We start from the raw sequence: 6,039 nt of genomic DNA on the forward strand, positions 1-6,039 counted from the left end.
CGGCCGGTACATCTGATCACCACGGGCGAACAGCATTTCAGCATGTCGGACTACGGAGGCCCCGGAATCTATATCACCACTTCCCGGGTAACGCCTCACAGCGCCGACGTAACCATCGCGTACCACTTGCAAAATCGCAGCGACGTGCTTCAAGCTCTGACGCTCGAGACCGTCATCCGAAAAAACGTTCGTCTGTATTGTATCGGTGTTTATTGGTCGTTCAAATATTTTACTCAGGATGTTTTATTTGCCGACATAAAGTCGCGTTAAAAGAAAGCCGGAGAGCTTTTTCTTTATTGGTTATTTTTTTAAATGCAAAATAAGTCGGATTTCTTTTGAAGCCTGTTTTCTCAATCCTCCGATTTAATTACTGAAAAAATTAGGAACTGTTGTTGTTACCGAGTAACGGTTAGTTCTTCAATCGTTTTAACAGAACGTGCCGCATGGCGTTGTAGAAAACAGCGGTAGATAGATGTCCCGTGTTCCAGATTTCCACTTCCAGATTTCCATAGGCGGGAGCGTGCTCGTGAAGTGGTAAAAACGCGTCGTAGCGAGCCATAACCGGAAACGCATTAGGAGATTGATTTTTTTGCCATTGGGCTGAGAAATTTAAGTGTTGTGTAATGATTTTGTTCCGTTGGATTTCGTTTTCGGTGGTATTTTTTTTTTGGAAAATAAAAAACTTTTCGTGAGCCACCGTTCCTACTATCGGGACATAAAAGTCGGCCGAATTATACGTTACCCGATGTCTGTTTGCTATCACAGCTCCCAAGCTGAATCCGCCAATTTCAACGGTCTGTACTCCTTTTTGTCGTAAAGTGCGGATCAGCATTTCGGTCAGTTTTACACTTGTTGCCATCGTTGCCATAAAGGTCGATAGGGTTGTCGTTCCCTGTTTCAATGCTCCTTTTTGCTTGTGAAAAGGAGTTCGGATTGCAATGAGGTTTACTTCCAAATCATTGAGTTTTTCTTTTTTGAAGATGTTAGAAAAAATCCCGTAAAAGGGATGTTCCGATGCTCCATGGTGAAAGATAAGAGTGTTGGAAGTGTTTGAATGCCATTTGTATACTAAAAAAGCAGGGTCTAAAGTACCTGCTTTGGTAGAAGCCTTTACCTCGTATAATCCTTCGCTGTCCCAGTCGGGAATTTCCAAGTTTATGGCCTCCACATGCTCCGTAAAATCGGCCGTTTCCACTCCATCCGGGAAATAAACAGGTTCGGAATAAGCCACTCTGTCTGCCCAAAAGGATAAGTTAAGCGCCGGAATTTCTTTTTTAATTGCGGGATCCGATGCTCGTACAACTGTTTTATCTATTCTTTCGTAAGGCGGATTCCGAAAAAGCCGTAGGAGACCGATTGCAAAGCAAATAACGATTGGCAACAAAAACAAATAGGCCATTTTTTTGATTTTCATTTTTTGTAAGTTCTGAACTTTTGAGCAAAGTTAGCGCAGGAAGTCAAGCCCGGACAAGAATAAAGGAGCAAGGAGAACTTATTGTATTTTGCGTGTGGCTCTTTTTATAATCCATTGGGTATGCGGATTCGCGGAGGTTTTCCAGCGTTCAATCAGAGGCAGAACAGCTTCTCGATTCACTTTCAGCCAGTCGGTGAGGTGGTTGGCAACCGATTTTTTCACGAAGAGTATTTCGTCTTCTTTCAGCCATTCCAAAACACGGAAGACAGGCGCAGGGTTTTCTATAAACGTATCCAGTTTAGTTGCCCAGGGCAATTTCGGGCGAAGTCCTTCACTGGCCAACCTGCGTAAATGGAAATTGGGCGATTTTGCCCATTTTTCGATGATTTTAAGCGAAGCTTCGGGATATTTCCGGATGTAAGGCCGGACGGCGTACTCTCCCGTATTCCTTTTCGTTATCTCTTCGATGGCTTTCATTGAAAGCTCGAAATGCTCGATGCCGTATTCCTGCACAAATTTTCCAATGGGCAAGATCCAATAATAGTGGGTAAACATCCCCGTTTCGTTGGGGTTTTCCTTGCCCAAAACAGCCATCAGGACGGGCAAAGCCTTTTTGTAATCTGCCGGGAGGTAGTTTTTCAGAAGCTCGGCAAGCGTAGCCACCCGTTGGGTGTAGGTTTGTCCAACGGTTCTGTTGTCGGTGTCTTGTATAAAACGGTCTGCATTAAACTCAGGATAGACCTTGCCGATTTTTTCGGCTAACAATTGAGCGAGGTTTGCTCCGAATTTTTCAGTAATGCTGTAATCGGTTCCCATTTTTTTCGGTTTTTGAGACAAAAGTAATCTATTTTTTTGAGAGGGAAGAGAGAGAGAGGATTGTATTATTTTTTTCCGGATGGGATGGTTGGGGGTATCGGTTGTTTGAATGGCGTTTTTTTTAACTTCTTTTCGTATGATTTAGGATGTTGGATTGTATTTGTAGAATTAATTCGTCTGATTATTTTAAATGTTTGTTATGGTATTGATTTTGTTGGATTTATAAATCTGTAGGCGTGTAGATAAAAAAAGATATACAAAGAATATATGTAAAAATAAACAAAATGAATATATTTGCACATTAGATTCAAGTCTAAGAAAACATAGCATTATAAAATGAGTAAAGGTTTTAAGAAATGAAAACAAAATATGATTTTGATACAATAATAAATCCTGATAATGTTTTATTTTTCGATATGGACGGGACTTTAATTAATACAGATTATGCAAATTTCTTATCCTACAAAAAAGCTATTCATTTAGTTACAAATAATGGACTTGAGCTATCATATAATCCCAAAGTCAGATTTAATCGTAGTTTTTTGAAAATTGCATTACTTGGTCTGCAACAATCAGATTATGAGGAGATAACTCGAAAAAAAGAAGAGTATTACATAGAGTTTCTATCAGAAATCAAACTTAATGAAGTAATTGCAGAAGTCTTATTTAAATATTTAAAAACAAACAAGACTGTTTTAGTTTCAAATTGCAGAAAAGACAGAGCGATAATAACATTAAATCATTTCGGTCTTACTGATAAATTTAGTAATATTTTTTTTAGAGAGTTTGAGGATAATGATAAAAAAATAAACAAGTTTCAAAACGCAATTTTTAAATTGGGCGTTCCGCCCAATCTCATTATCGCTTTTGAAAATGAAGAAAGCGAAATTGTAGATGCAAAAAAAGTAGGTATTTCAATTATAAACCCAATATATTATTAAAAAATGGAACGTTTTACAATCTTGTCAGAAGAACAATGGTATAAAATCCCAGAAGAAAGAGAATCCAATTTTCGAAATCTAATTGGTGAAAAACGAAAAGGTAGAATAATGAATACGGGATTTTTTGTAAGTGATTCTGACGAAATAAGCTTGATAGGGACATTTTTAAAGCAGGATACAGATGCATTTTACCATGCGGACTATAATGGTGGTGGTTCGTGGCAAATTCTCAATAGTATTGAGAATTTGATTTGGACATTGAAAAATGATGTTGATCCATTTCCTGACCGAATAAAAAATGTTGCAATTCAGTTGATTAAAATTTTATGCCGAGATTTACCTCAAATCTTGCAAATAACAAAAAAAACAATCTTACCGTTTGTGTTATTCCTCGTTCAAAAGCGGAAAATCATTATAGAAAAGACCAACTGCTTTTTAGAGAGGTTATTAGTTCAGTTGTAAATAGGTTGGAGAATTTTGACAATGGAACAAAATTTATTATTCGCCATACAAACACAAGAACAACGCATTTAGACAGAAATGGAGAAGGAGGAGACGGAAATTTGCCATATCCAGGAATTACAAAAGATACTTGCACAATTTCTGATAACGTTAAAAACAAAGATATTCTGCTCATTGATGATTTATACACGAAGTCTGTAAACATTGACGAGGATGCAATTCAAGCATTGCTTGATAAAGGAGCTAACTCTGTTATTTTTTATTCTATTGGAAAAACCGTATCAAGAAAATCAATAATTTTGTGGGATTGTTAAATCAGTATAGGGTTTTGTTTTTTTAAATTTATTAATCTGATTATGAATATTTTGGGGTTTATAATGTCATCAAAAGCTATAGCAACTTAACAATACTAATTTTGTAATAATGAAATATAGTGATAACGCATTAAATATTTTAACTGCCAAGTTCTACAAAGGAATTGGCAATGCTTGGATTTCTAAAAATTTGAAAGGCTACGAAAGTATTGAAACAATTGTGTCTTATCTAAACAAAACAATCAAAGGAGGGACAACAAGTGTCGATGAGTTTGTAAGTCTAAAAAATAAGTTTGAAAAAATACTTGTAGACAAGTTTGACAATGAGTTATGCGATGGAGTTGTGGCACTAGGAGACAAAGATTTTCCGCAACACCGTGGTAATGTGAAAGAAAGCGAGAGGCCTAATTTCCTTTATTACAAGGGAAATATTGACTTATTGAGCATTTACAACAAAAACATTACAGTTATTGGACTTTTAAATCCTAAAGGCAACATTGAAGAAAGAGAACGAAATATCGTTAAACAATTTGTTAAAAATGATGCAACAATTGTAAGCGGTTTGGCTTTTGGTTGCGACAGCATTTCACATCAACAAGCCTTAGATTCAAATGGTAAAACAGTTGCAATTTTGCCAAGTCCATTAAGTAGTATTATGCCAGCAAAAAATAAAGGTTTAGCATTTCAAATTGTGGAAGAAGGTGGACTTCTTGTTACGGAATATGGGAATGATTTTAAAAACCAAATGGAATTAAGTAGTCGATATAAAGAAAGAGACCGCTTACAGGCGTTATTCTGCGATACGATTGTTTTAACTGCAAGCTATGCTCAGAATTCTGCTGAACGTTGGAAAATGTTTGGCCAAAAACTTGACAGTGGAGCTCGTTTAGCTATGGGGTACGCAAAAGATTACGGTATTCCAAGAGCAGTAATGTATGATGAGCATATCGATAATAATAATCCAATGTTTGATTTGAATAGAGATATTATCAAGGAACAGAAAGACATTACAATACTAACCAAGGAAAATTACATTGAGACAGTTGAAAAAATAATGAATAAGAAACTGACAGTCAAAACAACAATCCCTATTCAGAAAAACTTTTTTGACTAAGTATGACAATAAAGCAGAAACGGAGAGAAAGAGTACTAGCCACTAACAGCCACTTGCCGTAATAGAATGTTTAATAAACGTGAAGTCCTCCGAAGTCGGCCCGATTCCCAGACTTCAAGCCGTTTTCATCCCCTTAAAACAATCCATCAAATAAAGTATATCACCTTCTGGTCCGTCCGAGAAGAAGTGCACTTTTGCTCATCGGAACTTCCATTTTGTTTGGACAAAACAAAGCGACAATATAAGACTGATTCCACCTTACGGGGTCAGCTTTTAGTTTTATCCTACGAAAAAAGTTTTATCGGACAACGATTATTTGCTCTGATAGCTTTTTGCACCGTCCCTTTCTGCCCCATTTCATCCGAAAATGTAACATAATCGCTCTTTTTCGTAACATCGAAACAAGCGACTGTTGAATGGATCATCTAATTTCGCATCAAAAAACAGATTGGATATGATACGTCGTGCATTGCTTCTTTTTGCTCTTGTTTATTGTTTGCCGGATGTAGTGTTGCCTGCAGGTCAATCGGCCGACGGGGGGCGCTGTCAAATCTCGTTCAACTCCGGATGGTTGTTTTCGAAGAATGGAGCCGACGCTGCCTTGCCGGATAGAACGACGGCCGGATGGCAAGCCGTACAGCTTCCTCATACCTGGAACGATAAGGATGTGCTGGCCGACGGACAGAGAAAGATTTCGCCTTGTTCCTGAGGGGGGGAGGAGGTATTTCCTTCGGTTCGAAGGGGTGAATCAAACGGCCGAAGTGTTTGTAAACGGGAAACCGGCCGGAGAACATACGGGCGGTTACACCGCTTTCAACATCGATTTAACGCCATTCCTCGAGGCATCGGGCGAGCAGTACATCGCCGTAAAAGCGGACAACAGCCATCGAGACGACGTGCCGCCCCTGTCCGCCGATTTCACTTTCTTCGGCGGCATATACCGGCCGGTACATCTGATCACCACGGGCGAACAGCATT

General features: G+C 38.4%; 9 protein-coding genes. 7 read left to right on the forward strand and 2 right to left on the reverse strand.

Features of this window, described 5'->3' with window-relative positions; all coding sequences use genetic code 11:
• Window positions 1–270, forward strand: a 270-nt coding sequence (locus EII41_RS13090; protein WP_185711922.1) for a hypothetical protein, incomplete at its 5' end; no start/stop codon positions are given.
• A 139-nt stretch (window positions 271–409) separates the two neighbouring features.
• Here the strand turns inward: EII41_RS13090 and EII41_RS13095 are convergent.
• Window positions 410–1,231 carry a hypothetical protein gene (locus EII41_RS13095; protein ID WP_221620727.1) on the reverse strand — a complete coding sequence of 274 codons (822 nt, stop codon included), beginning with the start codon at window positions 1,229–1,231 and terminating at the stop codon, window positions 410–412.
• Between the two features lie 261 nt (window positions 1,232–1,492).
• Window positions 1,493–2,230 carry a DNA alkylation repair protein gene (locus EII41_RS13100; protein WP_124790941.1) on the reverse strand — a complete coding sequence of 246 codons (738 nt, stop codon included), beginning with the start codon at window positions 2,228–2,230 and terminating at the stop codon, window positions 1,493–1,495.
• A 356-nt stretch (window positions 2,231–2,586) separates the two neighbouring features.
• Here EII41_RS13100 and EII41_RS13105 point away from each other — a divergent pair, with 356 nt between their 5' ends.
• From EII41_RS13105 to EII41_RS14605, 6 genes are all read left to right on the forward strand, one after another.
• Window positions 2,587–3,171 (forward strand): HAD hydrolase-like protein, encoded by a 585-nt coding sequence (locus EII41_RS13105; protein WP_124790942.1) that lies wholly within the window; start codon window positions 2,587–2,589, stop codon window positions 3,169–3,171.
• A 3-nt stretch (window positions 3,172–3,174) separates the two neighbouring features.
• Window positions 3,175–3,633, forward strand: a complete 459-nt coding sequence (locus tag EII41_RS13110; RefSeq protein WP_124790943.1) for a hypothetical protein — start codon at window positions 3,175–3,177, stop codon at window positions 3,631–3,633.
• Window positions 3,634–3,638: 5 nt separating this feature from the next.
• Window positions 3,639–3,947, forward strand: coding sequence for a phosphoribosyltransferase (locus EII41_RS13115; protein ID WP_124790944.1), 309 nt, complete (start codon window positions 3,639–3,641; stop codon window positions 3,945–3,947).
• Between the two features lie 109 nt (window positions 3,948–4,056).
• Window positions 4,057–5,061, forward strand: a complete 1,005-nt coding sequence (locus tag EII41_RS13120) for a DNA-processing protein DprA (RefSeq protein WP_124790945.1) — start codon at window positions 4,057–4,059, stop codon at window positions 5,059–5,061.
• 454 nt (window positions 5,062–5,515) lie between these two features.
• Window positions 5,516–5,770: a hypothetical protein gene (locus EII41_RS14600; protein ID WP_260425592.1), complete on the forward strand. Its 255-nt coding sequence runs from the start codon at window positions 5,516–5,518 to the stop codon at window positions 5,768–5,770.
• A gap of 34 nt (window positions 5,771–5,804) precedes the next feature.
• Window positions 5,805–6,039 (forward strand): sugar-binding domain-containing protein (locus EII41_RS14605; RefSeq protein WP_260425593.1); only part of this gene is annotated, 235 nt, incomplete at its 3' end.

The organism is Tannerella forsythia (genome assembly GCF_003860135.1).
GTDB lineage: Bacteria > Bacteroidota > Bacteroidia > Bacteroidales > Tannerellaceae > Tannerella > Tannerella forsythia_A.